The following is a 21,566-nucleotide window of genomic DNA, read 5'->3' as shown; positions in this document are numbered from 1 at the left end:
ACCTGTCTCAACCCACCCACGCCCGAATCCTAAACACATCCCCGCTCCCTAACCGGCAGCCAGACTTCCAACACCCCAGTCCCCGCCGCAGGATCAAAATCCTCACTGTAGCGCTCGAAATCAGGCGCAAACGCCGACACCATGCCCGACGCCGGCAGCCACTCGTTCCAGATACGCATGCACGTCCGAGGAAGGGTGGAGAGCGGGCCTGCATGCTCGAACACGGCGTAGCGCTGCGGAGATATCTCGATGCAGCGAAATGCCGCATCGAGGCCTGCCAGGCTGCGCACCTCCACCCCGGCGATGTATTCAAAGCCGCCATTGCCATCGGGGTTGCAGCAAACGCCATAGGTAACGTTGCTCACCTGGCCCGGCACCTTGCCGATATGCGGGATAAACGATTGCCAGAGGGCGGGAATGCCGCCGTTGGTCTCAATGGTGAAGCGCCCGCTGAATCCCGCTATCAGCAGAGACCGGCCGGTTTCGAAGCGGGGCGCGGGCAGATCGGTCAACGTGGGTTCTGTCATGCTTGAAGTCTCCGGATGCTCTCTTTGCGAGTCAGATGATTCCGCGCCGGCACCGGCGCTGGCGCGATCCGGATCGGGATCCCGCCCCGCCTGCTGGCAACTGCCAGCGTTCCGCTGCCTGGCGCATGCCGCCAGGCGTCACTACCTGGCCAGGCGGCTATTTCAGGTAAGACTTGATGACCTGGAGCACCACGTCCAGGTCTTGCTGCCGTTGTTCCGGTTCCGCTTCCTTCACCACATGGTCGACCAGATGCCCTTCGATGACGGCGGCCATCAGGCCGTTCACCGCGCCGCGGATGGCAGCGATCTGCTGAAGCACCGCGGTGCAATCCGTCTCGCTGTCGAGCAGCCTCTCCAGCGCGGCGGTTTGCCCGTGTATCCGCCTGACCCGCGCCAGCAGCTTGGCCTTGTCTCGAACAGTGTGTGCCATATCCCCCTTGCCTCGTCTTGTTGCCGGAATCACTGAGCCGGAGGGTAGCATATCCATGCCGGGAGTCAGTATTGACGGCGCCGCCAAGGCTACGCCTCGAGCGCCGGCGGGATGAGCGTTGAGACGGAGCGCGCGGACAGCGGCCGTCAGCGCTCCGCCTTCATTCAGCGCGATGGGTCCGTCGAGTCGGAGCAAGCGTTTCCGGAGCCGCGCGAATTCAATGCCCGCCTGCGTCTGGGGCATGGGCACCGCAGCCACGATGACGAGGTGCATCATCTCTGCGTCACGGCTTTTACAGCATAATCGGCTTCGGGATCGAATCCCGACCATAGCCGGCAGCCATTGCCGCTACTTGCAAAGACGCAACGCAAAGACGATCGCATGACCAACGCCCCAACCGACGACCGTAATCCCTGGGCAGTCTTCCTCATTTTCCTGCGTCTTGGGCTCACTTCCTTTGGCGGCCCCGTGGCGCACCTGGGATACTTTCGCGAAGAGTTTGTCAGCCGCCGCCGCTGGCTCTCGGAGAGCAGCTACGCGGACCTGGTGGCGCTTTGCCAGTTCCTGCCAGGGCCTGCCAGCAGCCAGGTGGGGATGGCCCTGGGCTTGTCCCGCTCGGGCTACGCCGGGGCGCTCGCGGCATGGGCGGGCTTTACCCTGCCGTCGGCCTGCGCCCTGATCCTGTTCGCGCTGAGCCTGTCGGGCTTCGGCGGCGTCATCGCGCCCGGCGCGCTGCATGGCCTGAAGGTGGTTGCCGTGGCGGTGGTCGCGCAAGCGGTCTGGGGCATGGCCAGGAACCTCTGCCCGGACCCGCTTCGCGTCACCATCATGGCTATCGCGGCCTGCGTGGTCCTGATGGTGCCGTCGGCGTGGGCGCAGGTCGGCGTGATCGCCGCGGCCGGCATCGCGGGCCTGGTGCTGTTCAAGCCCGCGCAGGCGGCGGTGCACGAGCCGCTGGCGATCCGGGTCGGCCATCGCGCCGGGGTGGTCTTGCTGACGGTGTTCTTTGGCTTGCTGCTCGGCCTGCCGGTTCTGGCGCAGCTGGTGCCGAGCCGTGCCGTTGCCATGTTCGATGCCTTCTACCGTGCGGGATCGCTGGTGTTCGGCGGCGGCCACGTCGTACTGCCGCTGCTGCAGGCCGCCGTCGTGCCCACCGGCTGGGTGAGCAACGAAGCGTTCCTGGCCGGCTATGGCGCCACCCAGGCCGTGCCCGGCCCCTTGTTCACGTTCGCGGCGTTTCTCGGGGCCGCCATGAACAACACGCCAACGGGCTGGGCCGGCGGCCTGATCTGCCTGGTTGCCATCTTTGCGCCGTCGTTCCTGCTGGTGGCCGGCGCACTCCCGTTCTGGGAAAAGCTGCGCCGCAGCGTGCACACGCAAGCCGCGCTGCTTGGCGTGAATGCGGCCGTGGTGGGCCTGCTGCTCGCCGCGCTCTATCAGCCTGTGTGGACCAGCGCCATCCACCGGCCGGCGGACTTCGGGCTGGCGCTCGTGGCCCTGGTCGCCCTGATGTTCTGGAAGCTCCCGCCGTGGGCGGTGGTCGTCGCCAGCGGCGTCATCGGGTGGGGCTTGAGCCTGGTGTGACCGGGCGGCAAGGCGTGCGCATCGCCCCTGAGCCCTGCTCCGCGCCTCGATGGCCTTCAGCACGGCAACCATGTCCGCATCGGCATGGCCCGAGCATCAGCGCTTGGGGGGGCTGGACCGGCCGCGCCGGCGGCGATCGCGCTCATGTGCGTGCCGGCCCGCGCTGGCGGGCCGGATTTTCTGCCACCGTATCGTTGATGGGAAAGTGCAGCATGGCCGCCAGCAGCCCGGCAACCGCCGTGGCGCCCCACAGCAGGGTATAGGAGCCGGTCGCGTCGAAGACGAAGCCGCCCAGCCAGGCCCCCAGGAACGAGCCGACCTGATGGCTGAGAAAGCAGACCCCGAACAGCGTCCCCAGGTGCCGCGTGCCGAACACCTTCGCCACCAGCCCGCTCGTCAGCGGCACGGTTCCCAGCCAGGTCAGGCCCATCACGGCGGCGAAGACGACGACCGAGCCCACCGTCTTCGGCAACAGGAAAAAGACCCCGATGGCGATGCCCCGGATCAGGTAAAGCCAGCCCAGCACGGTTTGCTGGCGGAAGCGTCCTCCCAGCCAGCCGCAGGCCCAGCTTCCCGCCATGTTGAACAGGCCGATCAGGGCCAGCGCCGTTGCGCCCAGTCCCGCGGGCATATGGCAGAGGAACAGGTAGCCGGGCAGATAGGTTGCGATAAAGGCCAGCTGGAATCCGCAAACGAAGAAAGCAACGGTGAGAAGGCGGTAGCCGGGGTGCCGGCACGCCTGGGACAGCACCGCTCTCAGGGAAGGCGCCGGCGGCTCCCGCGATGGCGCGCCGCCCGGGTTCCGGCGGTCCAGGACGATTCCCAGCGGCGCCGCGGCCAGCATCAGGAACGCGAGTACGAGCAGAGAGGTGGAGACGCCCGACGTTTCCCGGATCGTCTGCGTCAGGGGAACGACGAGGACCTGTCCCAGCGACCCGCCCGCGCTTGCCAGGCCCATCGCCATGCTGCGTTTCTCCGGGGAAGCCAGGCGCCCGACCGCCGGCAGCACCACGCCGAAGGTCGTGCAGCTGACCCCGATGCCGACCAGCAGGCCCATGCCGACCACCAGCATGGCGCCCGACGGCGCCAGTGCCGCCAGGGCCAGGCCGGCGGCAAAGGTGGTTCCGCCAAAGGCGACCACTGGCGCGGAGCCATGGCGGTCCGCCGCGGCGCCCGCGAAAGGCTGGGCGAATCCCCAGACAAGATTGTGGAGCGCGATCGCGAAGGCGACCTGGGTGACCGGCATGCCGCGGTCGAAGGAGAATGGCCCGATAAACAGCCCGAAGGTCTGCCGGATCCCCATCGCGGCACTCAGGATGAGCGTCCCCGACACGACAACCCATGCCGCCTGGTTCTTCAAAGATACAACATGCCTGCTGTTTGCCGTCGACATCAACCTTGCCCTCCTGGACACCCATGGTGGCAGCGGGCGGCTTGCGCGGCAAAGGAGAAGATTTTGACGGCAGGTGAGAATTTCTCACCTGTGATCTTGAGGCAGCGGAAAACTGTCTAGCCGGCCGTGGTCCCCGGCCCGGCGGCGGTACCGAAGCACTTGGCCTCCTTCAGCAGCCACCGTTTGAAGCCGAGCAGGCTGGGCCGGTGGTCCGCGGCCTCGGAACTCACCAGCCAGTAGGCGGTTTCAGCGGCCATGGCCTTCGGGCTGGCTTCGACCAAGGTCCCCGCAGCCAGGTCGCGGTCGACCAGCGGACGCCTGCCCAGTGCCACGCCAAGGCCTGCGGCGGCCGCCTCGAACGCCAGCTGGATCGTATCGAAGCGCAAGCCTCCCGACGGCTCGATGCCGGCCGTGCCGGTGCCATCCAGCCAGGCCTGCCAATCCTCGCTGGCGGGGCTGACATGGATGAGCGTCGCCCGCCGCAGATCGACGTTTCCTGCCGGATCGGCCAAGGTGTCGCGGTAGGCCGGGCTGCACACCGGCACCAGCCGTTCGCCGAACAAACGGGTCCATGCCGCGCCGGCGACCGGGGCCCGGCTCATCCGGATGGCGAAATCGAAGCCATCGACGGGAAAGCCGACCTGCCGCTGCGAGGTGTCGACGCTGACATTGAGTTTTGGCCAGCGCTGGCAGAAACCATGCAGGCGCGGCAGCAGCCAGCGGGATGCGACGGTGGGCGCGCAGCTCACGGCGATGGCGCGATCCGCGCGATTGTCCGGCAGGCGCTGCGTGCCGATGGCGATCAGGGAGAACGCCTCGGCAATGTAGGACAGGTAGTCCGCGCCCTCCGGCGTCAGCGTAAGCCCGCGCGGCTCGCGCATGAACAGCTCGACGCCCAGCGCCTGTTCCAGCCCGACGATCCCGTGGCTCACCGCGCTTGGCGTTACGTTCAGTTCCGCGGCGGCAAGCTTGAAACTCTGATGCCTCCCGGCCGCTTCGAAGAAGCGCAGAGACGAAAGCGGGGGAAGACGAAGCGGCATGGCACATTCCTGGCGGCAGCACGGCATTCGGGGGACCGTGCTGCATCGCGGCGCAAAGGGCGGCGCCCGGAGCGGACGCCGCCGAGCCGCACGAACGGAAAGTGTATCGCTGTTTTGCCTGCGTGCCGCAAGCCTGGGGCGCGCGCTGCCGGTACGGGCTGTGTCAGCCTTGCAGCCGCGCTTCGATTCGCCCCATCAGCCGCTCAACCCAGGTGCGAAGCAGTTTGTCGGATGCCGCCAGCGGTACGGAACACGCCAGGATCCGGTACACCTTGCCGCGCCGTACCTTGGAGACCTCGGCCGGATCCAGCCAGCCGTCGTTGTGGACCAGCAGCAGCAGCGTCTCCAGGCCGATGAGGATCGGCCACAGGCAGGCCAGCCGCAGCCGGATGGCGCCCGCGGGGATCGCGAGCGTGTATGCCAGCGCCTGGCGGTAGTGTTCCAGCGTCGTCCGGAGCAGTTCGAACAGCAGCGGTTGCGCGCGGCGGGACGTCGCCGGCAGCAGCAGGTCTTGCGGAGTCAGGTCGAACCGGTCCAGCATCGCGGCCGGAAGGTAGCAGCGGCCGATACGCAGGTCCTTGCCGCAATCCCGCAGGACATTGGTCATCTGCAGCGCCTTGCCGAATCGCACGCCACGGCGCAGCATCGAAGCGGGCTCGCCTTTGAGGGTGCCTGGCATGTGCGCGTAGGTCATCCTGGTCCAGAATTCCCCAACGCATCCCGCGACCAGGTAGGTGTACCGGTCGAGTTCCTCCGGTTCGCGCAGCGCGACGAGTTGCCCGGAGGATTCGTCCGGGAACGTACGCAGGTCGAATTCCATGCCTTCCGTCAGGGTCGTCACGATCTCGCGTACCGCGGCCTGGTCCGGCTCGCTCAGTTGGGACAGCACCGCCAGCGCGGGACCGAGCGATTCGAGCAGGATCTTTTCATCCGACTGCGTCTGCTGCCCCGCCACTTCCGCCGCCATGCGCCGCACCAGCGCGCCTTCGTCTGCAGCGCCATTGACCTGTCCGCGCAGGGACAGGAGCAGCTCCAGCCGCAGCCCCGGCGGAATCAGCGTGGTGTCCGCGATCGTGTCCGCAGCGCGTGCCAGCAGATACGCCAGGCCGATCGGATCGCGCATCCCGGCGGGCAGCACCCGCAGGGTGAGGTAGAAGGAACGCGAAACCCCCTTCAGCAGCGGGCCCAGAAGAAAAGCCCGGTCAGGATTGTGCATGGATGGATCAGGGATCAGGTCGGTATTGGACATTGGACTGGTCAGGCGCTGCCGCATTGTATCCGGCAAAGGGCTGCTGCCTGGTAGCGTGCGATCCTCCCCCCGATTTCTTCGACGCGCGCGAAGGCCTGGCGAAATGGCTTCGCTGCCGCTGCCGCCGTTCCGGTCTTGGCGCAAGACCCTGACTTCCAGCACCTGTCTCTTCGTTCAAGGGACCGTAAGGGGCAACGGCGACGGCAGGCATCGGAGAACCGCAGCCTATCCCGGCGCTTGCCCCAAAGGCATGTGATTGGCTGCATTCGGCACGGACATTGCGAAATATCCTACGAATTTCGAGATTTTTCTCGGGAATTGATGTGTGCTGCCTCTATATGATTTGCCATCTGGGATGCCCAATGCGCGACGTCACGAAGCGCGTCGGGCGGTTTTTAGTGACACGATGTTGTACTGGATCCAGTCATTCGATCGCAGGCCTTGCTCAAGGCGAAAGCTGCCAGGCAGGTCGAAGTCGTGCCGGCAGGCGGCGGCGAATCGGCTCGGATGGAGAGTGCCCATGCACGACAAGCACGCCCGTTATCAACCTGCCCCGAAAGCCCGTAGCCAAGCGTTCGGCATCACGGACCTGGCGATTCGCGAGGGGGGGCGTATCGACATCCCGGCTGGCCCGGGTCACAGCACGTTTGATTTCGTCAGACTCGCGCTGCAGGCGTCATGGTCGCTCGACGGGAAGCCGGTCCTTTGCCGGGATATTCTGCCGGGCGTTTCGATGTGGGTTACGACTGGCACTTCGCAAGCGCGGAGCGAGGCCGAGACCGAACGGCTCGCCGTCGACATTTGGACTGGCATTCGCCCCGGGCTGATCGATTGGTTGACCATGCGGCAACCCAGGGCGGGCGTGACCATGACCTTGAAGTCCGGCATCTACTTCCATTTTGCCTGGATCGACCGGGCCCGAATGCAACCCGCCGCCCTGCACATCGTCGTTCGGCACGAAAAGGCATTCCTGAAGTCTTATGCGAAACATCGCGGCCGCACGCCATTGGCCGAGCCACATGGCGTGCCCCTCGATCCTGCCGCCGATGCGCTGGCCAGAACTGTGGCGGTCATGCGCGGCGCGCTGCTCCCCGCATTGGAGAAGAGCATCCAGACCAATGAGGCGCGCTACGCACGCTTGCCGGCACCAGTGCGCTATCGGCTGACCGGGGCGCTGGCGGCATGGCAGACGTTTCGCCAGGTGGTGGATGCGCATACGGATGGGGAGACGCTCACGGAGGCGATGCGCACGCGGAACATCAGGTCCCTGCTAAGCCATACGGGCAACTTTGCCATGAGCCTTCTGCCAGCGGAATCGGGAGGGCGATCGGCTCCGGAATTGGCGTTGCATGCGTCGCAGAGCGTCGTATGGCAAGCCTTCGATCTTCGAGGTGGCGTGTTCTACGAGCCCAGCCAGGCGCTGCATCGCCTGCTGAGTTCCGCCTACATTGCAGACGACGTACCGATCGGCTCGCTAACACTGCCTGCCGACACGCTCTGTCTCATTCCAGAGCCATCGATGTGGGCCGCGCCGGGGAGCTACGAGGCCATCGTCATCTTCCAGGGAGATGCTTCATACAGTTTTGTGACCTGGGCGCACACTGCGGACGCCACCCGGAGCGTCGTGATGGATGCCATCCAGCTATCGCTTGAACGGCCCGAGCGAACGATCTGCGAACTGCTGGATGAGGCGTTCCGCGAACCGATGGCAGACAGCGAGGAAATACGCCAACACTGGCGGGGTGCGCTTGCTTACGCGATCAAGATGCTGCTGTATCTGACCGTCCGTGACGCGCATATCGTGCACGACCGCGCCTACACGAATGCGCCGAGGAACTTCAGAGGGTTGGGTGGACGCAAACGTACGGCCCGGCTCGCCGAGATTGAACAGTTGTATGACCGTCACGTCGTCGGCCCTGCGATGCTGGATGCGGAGCCGGCAGCGGCACCCAAAGCACCAACGGGCAGCGGCATGCGTGAGATGAGGAGCCACTGGCGACGGCCCCACTTCAAGATGCAGCCCTACGGGCCAAATGCCTCACGGCGCAAGCTGAGCTTCATCGGTCCCGTCATCGTACGGGCGGATCGGCTGGGGGAATAGCCCGTAAGCAGCCCCTGGCGTTGACGAGCGAGCGGAGGGTATCATCGGCCCGCCTATCACTCTGCTCAGTCCCGGATGCTCCGAATTCCTTCCATCGCCCATTCCCAGGGCCGCCGCGTTCCCCGGATTTCCCGATTGCTCGGCGCCGCGGCGCTGGCGCTTGCCTGCGCCGCAGGCATTCCGCGTCCCGCGCTGGCGCATGATATCGGCGCGGCCATCGAAGCCATCCGCCTGAGCCGCTATCCCCTGAACGAGCCGGAACGGCGTGTGTGGGGCACCGAGAACGCACGCGATGCGCTGCTGGTCGGCCAGGTCGAGAACCGCTTGTTCTTCTATCGCTACCTGCGCGAAGGCAGCAGGTCCACGCTGGCGTTCCGCTCGCCGGCGCTGGCAATCGACCCGGGTGCATGGCGCCCGGCGCGCGAGGAAAACGTGTCCGTCACCGCGCCCCGGGGCGACGAGACCTTCTACTGGGTGGCCTATACCTACAACGATGTCGACGGCAAGCAGGTGAACGGCTACCTGGTTGACCCCGCCGGCGAAGCCATCACGGTGCGCGCCGACGCCGGCGCTGCGACGGTGACCAGCACGCGCCCCTGGGACGCGGCACGCCAGGCCCAGGCCATGGCCACGCTGGGCAAAGCCCTGGTGCGCTATCCGAGCCGCCTGACGGCCTTGCCGGCCGAACTGCGTTTCGTGCAGCGTTCACCGGTCGATACGCTGGCGACCTTCCGGGCCCTGCACCAGGCGGCGCGTGCCATTCCCCGCGCAAAGACCGCGGAATTCGCCCGCGCGCTGGCGCAGCTGCGCACCTTCGTCATGGAGCAGGACTACCGCGAGATCGATCCCAAGGGCGAATACCCCGACACGCTGGTCGCCCTGAACGACTATGGATTCTGGCTGGCCGAGACCGGCGATGCCGCCCAGGCCGACCTGATCCTGGGCGAGGTGCTGCGCCGGGACCCGTCGCGCATCGCCGCCTACCTGAACCGCGCGGACGCGCGCTGGCAGCAACGCGAGCGCGAGCGCAACACGGAAAAGCGCGACTACTACCTGGCGCTGGCGCGTGAGGACTACCGCCAGTACTGCAGCCTGCGGCTGGCGTCGAACCATGCCATCCCGTCCAACGTGGCGGCCCGTATCGGCACCGCGCTGGACGAGAAGCAGCTGACCCCGGCCACATGCCGGCCGCGGCTGGAGATTTTCCAGGCGATCAAGGCCGGCGATCTGGACGCGGTGCGCGCGCAGCTATCGCGCGGCCAGGATCCGGACGGGGTCAACGAGCATGGCGTGCCGGCGCTTGGCGCGGCGGTGTACCACAAGCAGGAAGACATCGTCCGCACCTTGCTGGCCGCGGGCGCCAAGGCTGACGGACCGGGCCCGCGCCGGGCCATGCTGGCGGGCGCCATGCCGGACGGGCGCGATACGCGCCCCCTGGCGCAGCGCTATGCCATCGCGGATATGCTGCTGGCGGCGGGCGCGTCGATCGAGGCGCCTGACTACAACGGCACACCCTTGCTGATGTGGCGCACGTCCTACTACGGGGACGATCGCGCCACGCTGGAGTACCTGCTCTCCCACGGCGCTGATCCCCGCACGCATGACGAGAAGGGCCGCACCGTGCTGCACGCGGCCATCAGCAACTTCCGCACGCGCTGGTTTGCGGATCAGCTGCTGGCCAAGGGCGCCGACATCAACGCGGCCTACATCTGGCTCATTTATGGAAACCGCGTCATGTGGGAAACGCCGCTGCTCGATGCGCTGCGCGAGTCGAGCAGCGAGCTGAAACCGGGCGTGGCCCTTGCCATTCCGGAGCGCGTGGCCTTTGTGCTGGATCGTGGCGCGGACCCTTCGGTTGGCGGCTATGGTGGCAGGGACGCCGTGGCGCGCAACGGGCTGGACGAGGCACTGAGCTTGTCCGCGCGCTACTTGCAGCCAGCGCTGGTGGACCGTCTGGTGCAGGCTTCGGGCAAGCCGGCGGCGCCGCTCACCAGCGAGCCGCTGTCGGCTCTGCTGCGTATGTGGAGCGACATGGAGTCGCGCGCGGCAGCCAGCAAGGATAGTCCTGCCTGGGACGGTCTGCGCGCCAGCGCGCGTGCCGTGGCCGAGCGGATGGTTGCCGCCGGCGTCAGCCTGAAATACCAGAACAGTCCGCGAGGCCTGAAGGACAACGCGATCGCGCCACTGAGCGCGCCATGGCTGCCGGATGACCTGTACCTGGCGTGGCTGAAGGCGGGTGCCGACCAGACCGACCGCAGCGACAGCGGCATGCGCATCAACGGCGTGGACCAGAACGACGCGCTGCCGCTGGTGATCATGATGCAGCTGGACCAGTCATCCAAGGTGAAGATGCTGCTTGAGCACGACGCCGCGCTGTACCGCGACCCGCAGCGCTGCGGCATGGCCGTGGCGGATGTGCTGTCGTGGCAGCTGGGCAATGCCGGCAAGGCTATCAGTCCGGACATGGCGGCTGCGGTCCGCCATGTCATGCAGGGTGCCGCCAAGGCCGGCAACTGCGACATGAGCATGACCGCGCGCGCCTGGCCCTTTGCCGGCGTTCGTGCCGACGAGCTGGCGCGGCGCGCTGCCGCGAGCGTCGCCGTTCGCTGAAGATCGCTCATTCAGCCTTGCGTTTTCGCGCCCGGCTATCCGCATGGATCTGAAGATGCCCTCGTCAGCAGCTGAACGGATAGCCTAGTTCAGGCGACAGCTGACCATCTTCACGCAGGGACCACCATTTCCCTTCGCGCTGAACCTGGACGAAACCGCAGCCCAGATCGCGGAAGCCCGAAAGGGGCATGCCGCCAAGCGTCTCGCCTTGCGCATCCACGAGCCGATACGATGCGGTACCGGTCCGGGTGCTCTTGAGCACCATCACGCCGGTGCGGAACCCGTAGGTGAATTCGCCGTCGACATCGGTTGCCGTCCTGACCAGCTTGCCCTCGCTGCCGGCGAATTCCTTGCGATAGACCTGGGTCTTTCCGCTCTTGTCGGAAAACATGAAATAAGGCCCGGCCGGCCGGCTGCGGGCAAGGCATGTTCCCCGGCTGGGTAGCGGTATGGCATCGTCCAGCAGTGGTTTCAGGCTCACGGTATAGATCCGGCAGGTTCTGGCCGTGGTGTCGATGGTCTCGATGACGGCCGGGTTGGGCAGACCACGTTCGTCCGGGGAGGAGAACCAGTCGTAGACCAGGCGCGCCTGATCGAATCGGGGCAGCGCTATCGCCTTGCCGCCGAGCGTGTGCAGACGCAGTCCCGCACTGCCGGCCGCCACCAGATAAGTGGTGACGGCGTGGCCGTCCGGGGTAAGGACCGACGCATCGCTCAGCGCGCCGATGCCGAGCCACTCTGGCATCAGCACCTCCTGCAGCGTAGCCATATCGAGTACGCCCAACGCGCCGGTGGACGCGGTCGCCACTATCCGCAGATGAGGCGGGATGACGCCCGAGGTCTTGACGTCTCTATACGAATAGCTCGAGACATAGTGGTGCGGGGACATGGCGCGCATGCGTCCGTTGACGAACATGACGTAGGCGTAGTCGCTGTCCGTGCCGTCGGAAAACGATAGCTTGAAACGTGCGCCGCGCTCCGGCATGCCTTCGGTGGGATAGTCAGTCTCGATACCATTGAACGGCGCCACGCCCAGCGACGCACCATCGGCATTGAGCAGCGTGCCGCAGCCGTCCCGGTATGCGGCAAAGCCGAAGGTGTTGCCGCCGAGCATGACGGGCTCGATGGATTCGTACCGCTGCCGGCGCGCCGCGGATTGGCGCTTCAGGACATACCGCGTCGAGGCGTCCGCCTGCCTGACGGTGGCGACGGACCGGAACCAGAGCGCGTCGCGCTCCAGCGCGCCCTTGTAGCCCGTGGGCTGATACCCGTTGTACGGCGTGTCGACGGGGGGGGCGCCGGGGCCGGGCCGGCACTCTGCCGCCATACCCGCCTGGAGGGCGCACAGCACGGGTGCGATCAGCAACAATAGCAATGCACGCATATAAGCCTTGGACCTGCGCATCGATCAAGCCATGGTTTGGCATGCCTCGCAATAAGCGAAGCGGGCCGCCAATGTCGTCGGACAGAGGGGGGCGGAGTGCGGGATTCTAGTGCATCGGCGGTCTGAATGCGTCGATCCCGCCGAATCAGCAGGCGATGCGTCCGGTGCAATGGATCGGTCCGTCACCAGGGGCAACTGGCATACTATCTCGTCTATCGGGATGCAACGGCAAGGAGCGCAGCGGCGGGCCGGTTCCACGACTGGCTGCGGCCAACCCTGTCGCGCTGGCAGCCGCGCCGCTAGCGAAGTGCCCGCTTTTTGCGTTGGACCGGCATGCATTAACCTGAACGGAGGCTCCGTGGAATACATCGATGTCGCCTGGACGCACGAGTTGTCGTCGGAGCCGGTTCGCCTCGTGTCGGAGCTTGACGGCGAACGCTACGAAACGCGGAAACTGGAATTCTTCGCGAACGGAGACGTGGGTTTCGCGAGTGCATACCTGAAAACGGAAAATACCAGTCTCGGAATCGTGCCCGTGCCCTATCTCGACGAGATCAACGCGGACCCGGAATTCGACGGCGTGGCGATCACCTGCGAGATCTTCGAGGCGCTCTGGCTGCAATATGCCTGCCCGGCGAGACATTGAAGGCTCTCCGGCCGGCATGGCCGACAGCGTGTTCGTACCGATGCCATCGGGGCCGGCAACGCTGCGCCAGGTGGTTGCGGATGAAATCCTGCTGTTCGGAAAGCGCGCGGCGAGCGCGCCCGCGGGCCGCTGCCATCCGTGACCGCCCTGGCCGCTGGGCGCCCGCCGGCACCTCAGGCTGCCGCGGCCTCCAGCCCGAACTCGCGGAACAAGACGGCAACACGCTCATCCGGACGAATGGCCTGCACCGTGGTCTTGCCATTGGCCACGGTCTTCAGCGTGTCGCCGAGGAGGATCTTCCGGCCTTCCGGGTTGTGCAGGACGATCAGCAGCTTCTGCACGAAAATCGCATCCGGATGCGTTGAGTTCAGGTAATTTGCCGGTACGAAGTCGATCCATTCCTGTGCGGAGAGGTCGAATGCATACTGGTTGGTCCATTCGCCGTCGACCAGCGCCTTCAGCAGGTACTCCCCGGCGTCCGTCCGGCTCAGCATGAAGGTATCGCCATCCTGTCTTACCTCCACGTCGATCTGATCCAGCCGCATCGGCGCCCGGATCCCATAGCTGCCGAAGCCCAGGTCGCACAGCCAGCGCTGGCTGTTCACCGTCAGCACGAGCGCCATATGCGTCTTGGGCCGTTTGACCGGGTAGAACATGGGCCTGGCCGCAACGAACTGATAGGGAATGCCCAGCGCCTGCAGTGCCATCGCGAAGATGCCGTTCACCTCGTAGCAATAGCCGCCCCGTTGCCGGTCCAGGATTTTCCCGACGATCTCCTCCGGGACCAGGGAGACAGCCTTCTTCGCCTGTACGTCGAGGTTCTCGAAGGGCACCGTGAAAATCTGACACCGCATCATCCCGGCGACGGTTTCCATATCCGGCTCGCCGGATCCTTGAAAACCGATCCGGTCGAAGTATTTCCGCAAAGTAAAGTTCTGGGCTTCCATGCTGCGATTGTGTCTGGTAAGTGGGTGGTGAATGGTGAGCTGGCGCCAATGATGGCATCGCGGTCACGGCCTGCCTATATACAGGAAGGGCGAATCTGTTACGTAACAGATTCGCCCGATGGCATGCTGTTCTCGCGGATCAGGGCGGCTGTCATGGGGGTAAGCGGAGCGCCCGCAGCCATGCATCAGCGGCTCTGCTCCCGCAGCAGCGCGGTCATTCGCTGCGCCAGCGGCGACAGGTAGGCGCCGGCCCGGGAGATCACGCCCACGCGCCGGCGCAGGTCCAACTGGTCAAGACCGATATTCAGCGCCCGCAATCCGGCTGGCATCGCCTTGGTGTTTGCGCCCGATATGCTCAGCATCTGCGTGCCCCGCATGAGGTGAAAGAGCGAGAAGCTGCCAAAATCGGTTTCGATCCGCGGCGCCGGCGCTACGAGTCCCTGCTTGCGAAAGGCGGCGTCGAGCTGCTGCCGCAACAGGATATGCGCCCCGGGCAACAGCCATTCCTGGCCGGTCAGGTCCGCCAGCCTCACTTCGCGCTGGCGATGCAGCGGATGGGTTTCATCGGCCACGACCACGAGCCGGTCGTCGAACATTTCCTCTACCGCGAACTCGCTCGCCTGCTGGCCCGGCACCGGCGCGATGACCAGGTCCAGCTCACCTGCCAGGAGCAGGTCCATCAGTTCGCGCGCCAGGCGCCTGCGCAGGCGAAGCCTGGCCACCGGCCGTTCCTTGATCAGGCGGCGGCAGGCATCCAGCACGAGCGGATTGGGAATGGAGGGGGAATAGCCCAGGCGCAGGACGCCTTGTTCCCCGGTGCGCATGCCCTGCATCTCCTTGAGTGCATCTTCGTATTCGAGGCGGATCCGGCGGGCGCGTTCGATGAACTGCGTGCCGGCCTGCGTCGGCGTCATCCCGTTGGCCGTGCGCTCGAACAGCGGAAGGCCGATCTGCGCCTCTACGCGTTGCACCGCCTTGCTCAGGGCCGGCTGGCTGATGCCCAGGGTCTCGGCGGCGCGTCCGATGCCGCCGTGGGTGCTGACGGCCAGCACGTATTCAAGGTCTCTTGTCTCCATCCGGACATTCCTGTTGGCTATGTCTTTATAGCCGTTGCTGCATTGTAGTGATGCCCTGCATCTTACAGACTGGGGCCCAGAACATCCATGGAGACACAAATGGGCTTCGCTTTCTTCCTCCGCCGTGCCGCACGGTACTGGGGCGATCACGCCGCAGTGCTTTATCAGGATCGTGTCCTGACCTATCGCCAGCTGGACGAGCGCTCGACCCGGCTGGCCAATGCCCTGCTGGGCCTCGGCCTGGCCAAGGGCGACCGCGTGGCGATCCAGTCGCGCAACCGTACCGAACTGGTTGAGGTCGAATGCGCCTTGTACAAGGCCGGGCTGGTCAAGGCAGCGCTGAACCCGCGCTTTACCGGGGCGGAGGCATCGGACGTGATGGAGAACTGCACGCCGCGCGTCATGATCGCCGGGCCGGGCTACACCGGCTATTCGCCGGCGAGCGCCGGCTTCGGCTCGGTCGAGGCCTTTATCGCCATCGGCGGGCCGGCAGCGGGCTATGCCGACTACGAGGCGATGCTGGCCGGTGCCGGCACGGCATTGCCCGATGTCACGCCAGCCCCCGGCGATCTCGCCGTACTGCATTTTTCCTCCGGCTCCACGGGCAGGATCAAGGCGGCCATGCAGAGCTATGGCAACCGGCTGGCAGCGTTGCGCAAGATGTTGCTCAGCATGGACAAGCCGGCCCGGCCGGGCGACCGCCTGGCCCTGATCGGGCCGGTCACCCACGCCTCGGGCATGCTGATGCAGCCGTATCTCTATACCGGCGCCACGCTGGTGCTGTTCGACAAATTCGAGCCTGCGCATTTCCTGGCGGAGGTGGCCCGCCTGCGTATCACCCATGTGTTCATGGTGCCCGCCATGATCAATATGCTGCTGTCGGAACCGACGCTGGCCAGCGCCGACCTGAGCAGCCTCAAGACGCTTGCCTACGGCGCCGCGCCCATGGCGCCGGCGCGCATCCGCGAGGCATGGGAGCGCATCGGCCCGGTCCTGTCGCAAGGCTATGGCGCCAGCGAGTCCACCTCGGGCGTGACCCGGCTGTCGACCGCCGATCATGCCGAGGCGCTGGCGCACCGGCCCGAGCGGCTGGCCTCGTGCGGGCGCGCGCTCGGGGAGACCGAGGTGTGCGTCGTCGACGAGCAGGGCCGGGAAGTGACAGGAGACGACATCGGCGAACTGGTCATCCGCGGCGAGGACGTGTTCCAGGGCTATTGGGGCGAGCCGGCACTGACGCGCGAGGCGCTCGTCGACGGCTGGCTGCGCACCGGGGACCTGGCCCGGGTCGACGAGGAGGGCTATATCTACCTGGTCGACCGCAAGAAGGACATGATCATTTCCGGCGGCTTCAATGTGTACCCGACGGAGGTGGAGGCGGCCTTGTACCAACATCCCGACGTGATGGAAGCCTGCGTGATCAGCGTGCCTGACGACACCTGGGGCGAAAGCGTCAAGGCGGTGGTGGCGCTCAGGCCCGGACGCCAGGCCAGCGCCACGGACCTGATCGCGCATTGCCGCGCACGGATTGCCGACTACAAGTCGCCGCGCTCCGTCGACTTCGTCGGCGAGCTGCCCAAGAACGCCAGCGGCAAGCTGGCCCGCAAGCTCGTGCGCGAGCCGTACTGGCAGGGTGTTGCCCGCCGCGTCAATTGAGGAGAAAGCCATGTTCGATCATCTGACCAACCCCGTGCTGGTCGAGACCCGCGCTGCCATCCGCCGCTATATCGACGAGGAACTGCTGCCGCTGGAGAAGGAACTCGGCCTCGGCTCGGAAGACGCCTGGCCCAGGGAGGTGCTGCGCGGCGTCTGGCGCCGCTCCAGCGAGCTGGGGCTTTATGCCGCCTGCCTGCCGGCCGAGCTCGGCGGCAAGGGCCTGAACATTGCCGAGCAATGCGCGCTGAAGGCGGACCTGGCCGCCAGCGGCGCCGTGCTGGCGCCCCACGTGCTGGGGGATCTGGGCGGTCCGCCGCGCGTTGGCAATATGCTCAAGTACGCCACCCCCGCGCAGCTCGCGCGCTATTTCCAGCCGGTGATCCGGGGCGAGAAATCGACCTGCTTCGCCCTGACCGAGCCGCATTCGGGTTCCGACGCCCAGAGCATCGCCACCACGGCGGTGGCCGATGGCGACGAGCTGGTCGTCAACGGCCGCAAGCACTACATCAGCGGCGCGCCGTTTGCCGATTTCGCCATCGTCATGTGCGTCACCGACGCGGCCGCCTCGCCGCCGGCCATCACGGCGGTGCTGATCGACCTGGACCTGCCCGGCGTCAAGGTCAGCACCGACTACGTGCCGATGTCGGGCCAGCACATCGATGCCGACATCGAGTTCGCCAACGTGCGGGTGCCGCGCGCCAATATCTTTGGCGGCGAGGGCAACGGCTTCAAGCTCGGCATGTCGCGCATCAACGTCAACCGGCTGCTGCACTGCCCCAGCATGCTGGGGCTGGCGACGAAGGTGTATGAAGCCTCGCTCGAATACGCCGGCACCCGCAGGCAATTCGGCGGACCCATCGCGCGCTTCCAGGCCATCCAGCACATGCTCGCGGATATGGCCGCCGCGTTGTGGGCTTGCGAGAGCATGATCGCGCAGACCGCCCTGCTGGCGGATAGCGGCGCCGACCTGCGCATGAAGGCGGCGGCATGCAAGCTGTTCGTTTCCGAGCGCTGTTTCGAGGTGGCCGACAAGGCGGTGCAGATCCACGGCAACGTCGGCGTGACCCGCGGCCACCCGGTCGAGCAGACCTTCCGCAAGCTGCGCATGTTCCGCATCTTCACCGGGACCAGCGAGATCCAGCGCAACACCATTGCCCGCGCGATCCTCGAACCCATGCGGTGAACGCACGCCGCCTCTGATCCTCGATACCACCGGCGCAGTACCACTGCGCATGCGACAAAACGGAGACTTCCCATGAACCGCCGATCCTGGCTTGCCACCGCCAGCGCGGCCGCGTTGAGCAGCATATGGACCCCGCTGCGCGCCGCCGCGCCCTTTCCGAACCGCCCCATCCGCCTGATCGTCCCATTCATGGCGGGCAGCGCGCCCGACAATATCGCCAGGGCACTGTCGGCTGAACTGGGCGCCAGGCTGGGCCAGCCGCTCGTCGTCGAGAACATGCCGGGCGCCGGCGGCATCATCGGCGCGAACGCGCTCAAGCGCGCCGCGCCGGACGGATACACGCTTGGCATTCTCGCGAATACGCACGTCATCAACGTGCACATGTATCGCAACATGCCGTACGATCCCGCACGCGACTTCACCTCCATCGCCGCAATCTCCGGCGGACCGACCGCGCTCGTGGTGCCCGTGGACGCGCCCTACAAGACAGCGGGCGACCTGATCGCGGCAATGAAGCATGCCCCCGGCAAGCTCAACTACGGATCGGGTGGCAAGGGCAGCATCGCGCATCTGGCGGTCGAGGCCATGCTGCATCAGACAGGTACCCAGGCGGTCCATATCCCCTACAAGGGGGCCACCGAAATCATCACGTCCATGCTGAGCGGCCAGACCCAGTTCGGCATGCCCGTGCTGGGCACGGCCAGCCAGTACCTGCGCAATGGCCAGATCCGGGCGCTGGCGGTGTCGTCAGCCGAGCGCTCCACCTTTTTCCCGGCGCTACCGACGTTCACCGAGGCCCTGCCGCCGGGCTTCGTCATCGACAACTGGAGCGGCCTGTTCGCGCCCGCGCATTTCCCCGCCGACCTGACCCAGCGGCTCTTTGCCGCCGTCACCGAAATGCAGGCTGCCGGCCGCCTCGATGCCCAGATCAAAGCCAGTGCCGGAGAGTTGCGCCGCAGCGCTTCTCCCGCCCAGTTCAACGGCATCGTCGTTGCCGATACCGCCCGCTACGGGCAGTTGATCCGCGCGATCGGCATGAGCGGCGACCTTGGCTGAACCACCGGAGAAAGATCATGAAACCGGAGTGGTCGTGCCTGAAGGATGTCAAGATCATCGATGTCAGCCAGTTGCTGCCCGGCCCGCACGCCACCGCGCTGCTTCTGCAACTTGGCGCGGAGGTCGTCAAGGTGGAACAGCCGGGGGTAGGGGATACCTCCCGCCAACTGGGGCCAGCCGTGTTCGCGCAGTTCAATCGCGGCAAGCGCTCCTGTGCGTTCGACCTGAAATCGAAAGAAGGCCGCGCGGCATTCCTGGACCTCGTGCGGGACGCCGACGCCGTCGTGGAGGGATTCCGCCCCGGCGTCATGCACAGGCTTGGCCTGGGTTTTGACGCGCTTGCCGAGATCAACCCGGCTATCGTGCTGTGTTCCATCTCGGGATTCGGCCAGACCGGGCCCTACGCGGACCATGCGGGCCACGACCTGAACTATCTCGCGCTGGCCGGCTACTGGTCCGTGCCGGTCCAGGTCGAGGACAAGGTCTCGCGCCCGCGCGCCCGCATCTCCGACTACGCGGCCTCCGGCTACGCGGCGCTGGCGCTGGCCGTGGCGGTGATGAGCGCGCGGCAGAACGGCCGCGGGCAGCACCTGGATGTCTCCATTCACGACGCCATCCTGTCCTGGACGGCGCATGGCGCATGGGCCGCGCGCGACTTCGCGGAGCGCCCGCTTGCCTCGCCGACGGTCATGCCGGAGAACGACATCTTCGAAACCCGCGACGGCCGTCACCTTGCCATGGGTATCCTCGAGACCAAGTTCTGGGTGAACCTGTGCGAAGCGCTCGGCGCGGATTTCCCCGGGCTGCGCGATGGCCGCTTCTCCTCGCGGCCCGGGCGCCAGCAGCACAAGCCGGAAGTGCATGGACTGCTGGCCGGCATCTTCCTGACCCGGACGCTGGCGGAGTGGAGCGAAGTCTTCGCGCCGCTGGACATTCCCTTCTCCCCTTCGCTGAGCGCGCGGGAACTGTTTGCCGACCCGCACGTACTGGCGAGAAGCATGATCCGCCCGTTGCCGGAGGAGGGGGCCATCGCGCTCGGCTTCCCGGTCAGGTTCTCCCTTGGCTTGCCGCAAAGCGACGATGGCGTGCCGGCGTTGGGGGAGTACGGCACGGTGTCCGGCGAAGCCGGCTGAAGGCGCGGTGAATCCCGGCTGCGCGGTTATCGGGCGCGCTTCTCCCGGTGCTGTCGCAGCCGCTCAGGGATAGGCCGCTGGAATGGATCGCGCTGCCTGCCGCGCCTGCGCTCCTTATGCGGCGGCAAGGAATTCATAGAGCTTGTCGCTCGCGCAGTAGCCGACATTGAAGCGCAGCCACGGCGATACCTGCTTGTCGTGTACGAACAGATGGCCCGGCGCCAAGCATATGTCGTGGTTGAGTGCCTGGTTCGATAGCTCGTGCGCGTCGGCATGGCGGGGATGGCGGGCCCAGACGAACATGCCTTCGTGAGCCTGGTTGAATAGCAGCATGCCTGCCTGCTGCAACCTGCGCCGCGTGTCGTCTTGCGCCTGCACGAGCTTATCCCGCAGGCCTTTCAGGTACTTCCGGTGACGGCCGTCGGTGAGAATCTGATAGGCAATGCGCTCCTCGACCTCCGAACTCGTCAACCCGGTCATGATCTTGAACTGGGTCAGATCTTCAACCAGATCCGGATGCGCGGCAATATAGCCGACGCGCAGGCTGGGGGAGATGGTTTTGGAGAAGCTGCTGACATAGATCACGCGTTCGAGCTGATCCATGCTGGCCAGGGAGCGGCGCGTGCTGGCGTCGAGATCGGAGCAGACATCGTCTTCGACGATCAGGAAGTCATGGCGATCCGCGAGTTGCAGGGTCTTATGCGCGGTGGCCGTGGTGTATGACGCGCCGGTCGGGTTATGCAGGCGAGGGTTGGTAAAGAATACCTTCACCTTATATTGCTTCAGCAGTTGTTCCATCGCCACGGGATCGGGGCCTTGCGCAGTCCATGGCACGCCGACGATATTCACGCCGAGCCGCTTGAGGTGGAATAGCAGCAGGCTGTAGCCGGGCTCGTCCACCAGCACGGTGTCGCCGCGGGCCAGCAGGTATTGGGTCAGAAGGCCCAGGGCGTGCGCGGCGCCATTGGTCATCAGCAGTTGTTCCGGCGGGCAGAAGATCTCATCCTCGTTCAGCCAGTCGGAAATCTTCCACCGCAACGGGAGATAGCCCTTCGGTGTCCCGTAGCCGGTCATCGAACCGCTCGAGTGGTTTGACACATTGCGCATATTGCGGCGCAGGCTATCATCATCCATCCAGCTCTCCGGCATCCATCCGCAGCCTGGATTGATTTCCACAGACCGGTTCTCCCATATGCGGCGCAGCATCCAGAGCGAATCAAAACGGACGTTCGCCAGGTTGCCGGCCTCGGGCGCAAGATACTGGCCATGCTGGAAGCTGCGCACATAGAAGCCGGCATTCTGGCGAGGGATCAGGAGGCCCTCTGCCACAAGCCGATCATAGGCATCGACGACGGTGGACACGCTGACACCGTGCGATTCCGCGAAACTCCGAATGGACGGGATCTTCATGCCGGAGTGAAACTTTCCCTCGGTGATCAGCGTTTGGAAGTGCTCCACGATCTGCTGTACCAGCGGCTTTGAGGAACCTGCATCCAGGAAAAACATGACGCCTCCTAAGTTCTTTTACTTGACGGAAGCATACCAGCGCGCGGT

Annotated in this window: 18 protein-coding genes; 9 read left to right on the top strand and 9 right to left on the bottom strand. The window is 65.9% G+C overall.

What is annotated here, in order from left to right; all coding sequences use genetic code 11:
- Positions 1–29: 29 nt before the first annotated feature.
- Both P3W85_RS12835 and P3W85_RS12830 read right to left on the bottom strand, forming a co-directional pair.
- Positions 30–527 carry a GyrI-like domain-containing protein gene (locus P3W85_RS12835; protein WP_017227839.1) on the bottom strand — a complete coding sequence of 166 codons (498 nt, stop codon included), beginning with the start codon at positions 525–527 and terminating at the stop codon, positions 30–32.
- Between the two features lie 157 nt (positions 528–684).
- Complete coding sequence (locus P3W85_RS12830) at positions 685–957, bottom strand: metal/formaldehyde-sensitive transcriptional repressor (protein WP_017227838.1); 273 nt, start codon at positions 955–957, stop codon at positions 685–687.
- A gap of 381 nt (positions 958–1,338) precedes the next feature.
- Between P3W85_RS12830 and chrA the strand changes: the two genes are divergently transcribed.
- Entirely contained in the window at positions 1,339–2,541 is a 1,203-nt protein-coding gene (chrA, locus tag P3W85_RS12825) for a chromate efflux transporter (RefSeq protein ID WP_276265053.1), read from the top strand.
- 142 nt (positions 2,542–2,683) lie between these two features.
- On the opposite strand, the gene P3W85_RS12820 is transcribed toward chrA, so the two are convergent.
- From P3W85_RS12820 to P3W85_RS12810, 3 genes are all read right to left on the bottom strand, one after another.
- Positions 2,684–3,934, bottom strand: coding sequence for an MFS transporter (locus P3W85_RS12820; protein WP_276265052.1), 1,251 nt, complete (start codon positions 3,932–3,934; stop codon positions 2,684–2,686).
- Between the two features lie 116 nt (positions 3,935–4,050).
- Positions 4,051–4,974 (bottom strand): LysR substrate-binding domain-containing protein, encoded by a 924-nt coding sequence (locus tag P3W85_RS12815; RefSeq protein ID WP_276265051.1) that lies wholly within the window; start codon positions 4,972–4,974, stop codon positions 4,051–4,053.
- Positions 4,975–5,137: 163 nt separating this feature from the next.
- Positions 5,138–6,190: a phytoene/squalene synthase family protein gene (locus P3W85_RS12810; protein WP_276265050.1), complete on the bottom strand. Its 1,053-nt coding sequence runs from the start codon at positions 6,188–6,190 to the stop codon at positions 5,138–5,140.
- Positions 6,191–6,743: 553 nt separating this feature from the next.
- On the opposite strand from P3W85_RS12810, the gene P3W85_RS12805 reads away from it, so the two are divergent.
- Both P3W85_RS12805 and P3W85_RS12800 read left to right on the top strand, forming a co-directional pair.
- Positions 6,744–8,324: a hypothetical protein gene (locus tag P3W85_RS12805; protein WP_276265049.1), complete on the top strand. Its 1,581-nt coding sequence runs from the start codon at positions 6,744–6,746 to the stop codon at positions 8,322–8,324.
- Positions 8,325–8,459: 135 nt separating this feature from the next.
- On the top strand, positions 8,460–10,934 hold the full coding sequence (locus P3W85_RS12800; RefSeq protein ID WP_276265048.1) for an ankyrin repeat domain-containing protein: 2,475 nt from the start codon (positions 8,460–8,462) through the stop codon (positions 10,932–10,934).
- 64 nt (positions 10,935–10,998) lie between these two features.
- On the opposite strand, the gene P3W85_RS12795 is transcribed toward P3W85_RS12800, so the two are convergent.
- The gene (locus tag P3W85_RS12795) at positions 10,999–12,339 is read right to left on the bottom strand and encodes a hypothetical protein (RefSeq protein ID WP_276265047.1); all 1,341 of its coding nucleotides are present in this window, start codon (positions 12,337–12,339) and stop codon (positions 10,999–11,001) included.
- A gap of 337 nt (positions 12,340–12,676) precedes the next feature.
- Between P3W85_RS12795 and P3W85_RS12790 the strand changes: the two genes are divergently transcribed.
- Both P3W85_RS12790 and P3W85_RS12785 read left to right on the top strand, forming a co-directional pair.
- Positions 12,677–12,964: a DUF6881 domain-containing protein gene (locus tag P3W85_RS12790; RefSeq protein ID WP_017227830.1), complete on the top strand. Its 288-nt coding sequence runs from the start codon at positions 12,677–12,679 to the stop codon at positions 12,962–12,964.
- Positions 12,965–12,980: 16 nt separating this feature from the next.
- Positions 12,981–13,106 carry a hypothetical protein gene (locus P3W85_RS12785; RefSeq protein ID WP_017227829.1) on the top strand — a complete coding sequence of 42 codons (126 nt, stop codon included), beginning with the start codon at positions 12,981–12,983 and terminating at the stop codon, positions 13,104–13,106.
- Positions 13,107–13,137: 31 nt separating this feature from the next.
- Here the strand turns inward: P3W85_RS12785 and P3W85_RS12780 are convergent, their stop codons facing one another.
- Both P3W85_RS12780 and P3W85_RS12775 read right to left on the bottom strand, forming a co-directional pair.
- Complete coding sequence (locus P3W85_RS12780; RefSeq protein WP_276265046.1) at positions 13,138–13,911, bottom strand: arylamine N-acetyltransferase family protein; 774 nt, start codon at positions 13,909–13,911, stop codon at positions 13,138–13,140.
- A gap of 185 nt (positions 13,912–14,096) precedes the next feature.
- The gene (locus P3W85_RS12775) at positions 14,097–14,987 is read right to left on the bottom strand and encodes a LysR family transcriptional regulator (protein ID WP_017227827.1); all 891 of its coding nucleotides are present in this window, start codon (positions 14,985–14,987) and stop codon (positions 14,097–14,099) included.
- Between the two features lie 99 nt (positions 14,988–15,086).
- Here P3W85_RS12775 and P3W85_RS12770 point away from each other — a divergent pair, with 99 nt between their 5' ends.
- The 4 genes from P3W85_RS12770 (at position 15,087) to P3W85_RS12755 (ending at position 20,012) form a co-directional block, all read left to right on the top strand.
- The gene (locus tag P3W85_RS12770) at positions 15,087–16,640 is read left to right on the top strand and encodes an AMP-binding protein (RefSeq protein ID WP_276265045.1); all 1,554 of its coding nucleotides are present in this window, start codon (positions 15,087–15,089) and stop codon (positions 16,638–16,640) included.
- 10 nt (positions 16,641–16,650) lie between these two features.
- Positions 16,651–17,823, top strand: a complete 1,173-nt coding sequence (locus tag P3W85_RS12765) for an acyl-CoA dehydrogenase family protein (protein ID WP_017227825.1) — start codon at positions 16,651–16,653, stop codon at positions 17,821–17,823.
- A 72-nt stretch (positions 17,824–17,895) separates the two neighbouring features.
- Positions 17,896–18,879 (top strand): tripartite tricarboxylate transporter substrate binding protein, encoded by a 984-nt coding sequence (locus tag P3W85_RS12760; protein ID WP_276265044.1) that lies wholly within the window; start codon positions 17,896–17,898, stop codon positions 18,877–18,879.
- A gap of 17 nt (positions 18,880–18,896) precedes the next feature.
- Positions 18,897–20,012, top strand: a complete 1,116-nt coding sequence (locus P3W85_RS12755) for a CaiB/BaiF CoA transferase family protein (RefSeq protein WP_276265043.1) — start codon at positions 18,897–18,899, stop codon at positions 20,010–20,012.
- A gap of 114 nt (positions 20,013–20,126) precedes the next feature.
- On the opposite strand, the gene P3W85_RS12750 is transcribed toward P3W85_RS12755, so the two are convergent.
- On the bottom strand, positions 20,127–21,518 hold the full coding sequence (locus tag P3W85_RS12750) for a PLP-dependent aminotransferase family protein (protein ID WP_017227822.1): 1,392 nt from the start codon (positions 21,516–21,518) through the stop codon (positions 20,127–20,129).
- Between the last annotated feature and the right edge of the window lie 48 nt (positions 21,519–21,566).

This window comes from Cupriavidus basilensis, from assembly GCF_029335485.1.
GTDB lineage: Bacteria > Pseudomonadota > Gammaproteobacteria > Burkholderiales > Burkholderiaceae > Cupriavidus > Cupriavidus basilensis_E.
This window is presented reverse-complemented; position numbering and strand designations above follow the sequence as displayed.